Origin of the sequence: Herbaspirillum chlorophenolicum (genome assembly GCF_001189955.1) — a bacterium.
Lineage (GTDB): Bacteria > Pseudomonadota > Gammaproteobacteria > Burkholderiales > Burkholderiaceae_D > Herbaspirillum > Herbaspirillum chlorophenolicum.
In genome coordinates, this window is sequence record NZ_LFLT01000100.1 from 1 (window position 1) to 3,846 (window position 3,846).

The following is a 3,846-nucleotide window of genomic DNA, read 5'->3' on the forward strand; positions in this document are numbered from 1 at the left end:
GCTGGAGGATGGCACCCATTGCGAGGAAGCCAGCAGTCTGGCCGAGCACAAGCTCAAGGACGTGCGCGAGAAAATGGCTGACCTGGCGCGCATGGAGGCCGTGCTGTCTGAGTTGGTGTGCGCCTGCCATGCGCGAAGGGGGAACGTTTCCTGCCCGCTGATCGCGTCACTACAGGGTGGAGCAAGCTTGGCAGGTTCGGCTATGCCTTAGCGTGCTTTATTTTCCGTTTTCTGAGACGACCCCAGATGGTCAGCGAGCGGACTGGCATCCGGATTGAGCGTAGCGAACACGAAGCCGTTGTAGGAAGCCACCTGGGCCGGCCGGGCCAGATGCATGTCGCGCGACTTGAACACCGGTCCATACGCGTTACGGGCCGGAATGGCGAACAGTTGCCCGCGATTGTCGAATCGCCAGCCGTGATAGGGGCAGGTGAAATGCGAAGCGTTGCCCTGATGCTCGCGGCAGACGGTGGCGCCGCGGTGTGAACAGCGGTTGAAGAAGACGTGGATACCACCGTCCTCACCGCGAGCGGCCACCAGTTCTCGGGTGCCGAGCCATACCTGGCGAAAGTCGTTGGTGGTGGGGATCTCGCTCTCATGCAGCAGGTACACCCAGCTTCCGGCGAAGACGCGGTCCATCTCCAGGGAAAAGATGGCCGGTTCGATGTACACGTTGCGGTGCACCCGGTCGGCCTGGACCAGCCGCTCCCAGTCGTTATCGTTTGAAGGCATGGTCTTGGATGCCGCAGAAGTGTTCATTGATGTCTTGTCGAATCTTGGGGGTCACTGCATTCAACCGCTTCATCAAGCGGTCTTTCCGGTGCGTTCAATGAGGTCCAGCATCGCGCGGGTCAACGGACTGTCCGGATCCTCGAAGCCACCGATGGCAGTCATGTGGTTCTTACCGGGTTGGTCGAGCGTTTGCACGTCGGCGCCACCGGCCCGCCACGCCTCGGCGAAGGTCGCTGACTGCCGGTGGAACTCGGCCGACTCGTCGCCCCCCAACGTGATGACCATCGGGAAGCCAGATGTATCAGCGGGAACGTGAAACAGGGGGCTCTCCCGCGCGATGACATCGTGCGTCAGCAGCAGTTTGGGCTGCAGCCACGAGTAGCGGAACGGCGTCAGGTCGAACAGGCCGCTGATTGGGAGGCCGCCCTTGATCAGGTCGGCTGGCAGCCCATAGTCGCCGGCCCAATCGGTCAGCGCGAGCATCCCCACCTGATGACCACCAGCCGAATGCCCAGCGACAAAGATTCGGCTCGGGTCACCGTTGAAGCGAGTCGCGTTCTGGTACACCCAAGCCAGCGCCGCGCGGCTCTGGCGCGTGATTTCCGAGACGGACACCTTGGGACATAGCGAATAGTTCGTGACGACGACTGTGACGCCACGCACCACCGGTCCGCAAGCGACCAAGCTGAACAGTTTGCTGTCGTGGGCGCGCCACCAGCCACCGTGAATGAACACCAGCACTGGCGCCCCCGGCTTGCTGGCCGGGAAGACGTCCACGGTCTCGTCGAGCGTAGGCCCGAACCGCTGATCGGGCCGGCATTCCAGCTCCGTTCGCGCGCGAGCACTGTTCGTGACGAACCAATCGATGTACGGCGGCATGTCGAGTGCGGACTCGCAGTCGTACTCGCGATCGATCTCTTCTTGCTGTGTGAAATCTCGATAAAGCTTCATGGCGTGGATCTCCTTCATGGCGTGGATCTCATGGATGGAACGTTCGGGGGTTAAGTCAGTGTTCACAGATGGCCTTTGGACAACAGGCGCCCTCCCAGCGCGACGACTGTATCACGTTCGACCGGGCGCAGCAATCCGCGCAGCAGGTAGTCGCGCACGATATGCACGCTCACCCCGGCATCAAGAGCCAGCCGGGACACCGTGTAGGCGTTCATTGAACACCTCCTTTTTCTCACCCGGCGCAGCAGGAAAGCTGCTTCACATCCTTGTTGAAGGTCTGCGCCGCGAGCTTCAACCCCTCGACCATCGTCAGGTAGGGGAACAACTGGTCGGCCAGTTCCTGCACCGTCATGCGGTTGCGAATGGCCAGAGCCGCCGTCTGGATCAGTTCACCCGCTTCCGGCGCGACCGCCTGTACGCCGATCAGCCGATGGCTGCCTTCCTCGATAACCAACTTGATGAAGCCGCGTGTGTCGAAGTTGGCGAGCGCACGCGGCACGTTGTCCAAGGTCAAGGTGCGGCTGTCGGTCTCGATCCCGTCGTGGTGGGCTTCCGCCTCGCTGTAGCCCACGGTCGCCACTTGCGGATCGGTGAACACCACGGCCGGCATTGCGGTCAGGTCGAGCGCCGCATCGCCGCCGGTCATGTTGATCGCGGCACGGGTGCCGGCCGCTGCCGCCACATAGACGAACTGCGGCTGGTCGGTGCAGTCGCCGGCCGCGTAGATGTTCGGGTTGCTCGTGCGCATGCCTTGGTCGATGGCGATGGCACCTTGCGCATTGACAGTGACCCCCGCTGCGTCCAGCGCGAGGCTGCGCGTGTTCGGTGTCCGACCGGTGGCAACCAGCAGTTTGTCGGCGCGCAATTCACCGTGCGTGGTGGTCAGCACGAATTCACCGTCCATATGGGCGACCTGGCTGGCTTGCGTGTGCTCCAGCACCTCGATGCCCTCGGCACGGAAAGCGGCTGTCACCGCCTCGCCGATGGCCGGGTCTTCACGGAAGAACAAGGTATTGCGCGCCAGGACCGTGACCTTGCTGCCCAGCCGGGCAAAGGCTTGCGCCAGCTCCAGCGCCACCACCGACGAGCCGATTACGGCAAGGCGTTCGGGAATGGTGTCGCTCGCCAGGGCCTCGGTGGAAGTCCAGTAGGGTGACTCTTTCAAGCCCGGAATCGGCGGGACCGCCGGGCTGGCACCCGTGGCGACCAGGCAGCGGTCGAACATCACGACGCGCTCGCCACCCTCGTTCAAACGGACGGTAAGGCTCTGGTCGTCCTTGAAGCGCGCCTCACCGTGCACAACGGTGATGGCCGGATTACCGCCCAGGATGCCTTCGTACTTGGCGTGCCGCAGTTCGTCGACGCGGGCCTGCTGCTGGGCCAGCAGCTTACTGCGGTCAATCGTAGGCACAGTTGCCGCAATACCGCCATCGAACGGGCTTTCCCGGCGCAGATGGGCGATGTGGGCGGCGCGGATCATGATCTTGGACGGCACACAGCCGACATTGACGCAGGTGCCGCCGATGGTGCCGCGCTCGATCAGCGTGACCTGCGCGCCTTGCTCGACGGCTTTCAGCGCCGCCGCCATCGCGGCTCCACCGCTGCCAATGACCGCTACCTGCACCGGGGGCTCGTTGCCACTGTGCTTTTCGGCGGCGGCCATCCATCCCCGCACCTTGTCGAGCAGTCCGACGCGGTTGTCCGCCAGTGGCGCATCGGCTAGCGTTGCCTTGTAGCCCAGTCCGGCCACGGCGGCAGTCAGCGCGTCCGGCGATGTGCCCGGCACGATGGCGAGTTGCGCTGTGCCCTTCGGATAGGACACCAGCGCCGACTGCACGCCTGGCACTTTTTCCAGCGCTTCCTTGACGTGCGCCGCGCACGAGTCGCAAGTCATGCCGGTGATTTTTAGATGGGTCATGCAACAGATCCTTTATCGTTTGTGGCGCCAGACAATGACGTCCGTTGTGCTGCGGTGCCGTTTTCAGTGACTCACTGCTTGACGCTGGACGGATAGCCCGCGTCTGCGGTTGCCTTGGTCAGCTTCTGCACGCTGGTCTTGGCATCGTCGAAGGTGACGACCGCTTGGCGTGTCTCGAAAGTCACGTCAACTTTGCTGACGCCTTCGACCTTGGAAATCGCCTTCTTGACAGTGATCGGGCAGGC

At 63.2% G+C, this 3,846-nt stretch carries 4 protein-coding genes and 2 pseudogenes; 1 reads left to right on the forward strand and 5 read right to left on the reverse strand.

What is annotated here, in order from left to right; translation table 11 throughout:
- A pseudogene (locus tag AKL28_RS24170) lies at positions 1–211 on the forward strand (MerR family DNA-binding protein); the annotation flags it as partial.
- Here AKL28_RS24170 and AKL28_RS23090 read toward each other — a convergent pair.
- From AKL28_RS23090 to merP, 5 genes and pseudogenes are all read right to left on the reverse strand, one after another.
- Entirely contained in the window at positions 208–759 is a 552-nt protein-coding gene (locus AKL28_RS23090; RefSeq protein WP_050470637.1) for an aromatic ring-hydroxylating oxygenase subunit alpha, read from the reverse strand. The pseudogene AKL28_RS24170 and the gene AKL28_RS23090 sit on opposite strands and share 4 nt — an antisense overlap.
- A 45-nt stretch (positions 760–804) precedes the next feature.
- Positions 805–1,701, reverse strand: a complete 897-nt coding sequence (locus AKL28_RS23095; RefSeq protein ID WP_197091085.1) for an alpha/beta hydrolase — start codon at positions 1,699–1,701, stop codon at positions 805–807.
- Between the two features lie 89 nt (positions 1,702–1,790).
- Positions 1,791–1,898 (reverse strand): annotated as a pseudogene (locus AKL28_RS23100) (MerR family transcriptional regulator); the annotation flags it as partial.
- A 17-nt stretch (positions 1,899–1,915) separates the two neighbouring features.
- Positions 1,916–3,601 carry a mercury(II) reductase gene (merA, locus tag AKL28_RS23105; protein ID WP_003158917.1) on the reverse strand — a complete coding sequence of 562 codons (1,686 nt, stop codon included), beginning with the start codon at positions 3,599–3,601 and terminating at the stop codon, positions 1,916–1,918.
- Positions 3,602–3,672: 71 nt separating this feature from the next.
- Positions 3,673–3,846 (reverse strand): mercury resistance system periplasmic binding protein MerP (merP, locus tag AKL28_RS23110; protein WP_082221645.1); only part of this gene is annotated, 174 nt, incomplete at its 5' end.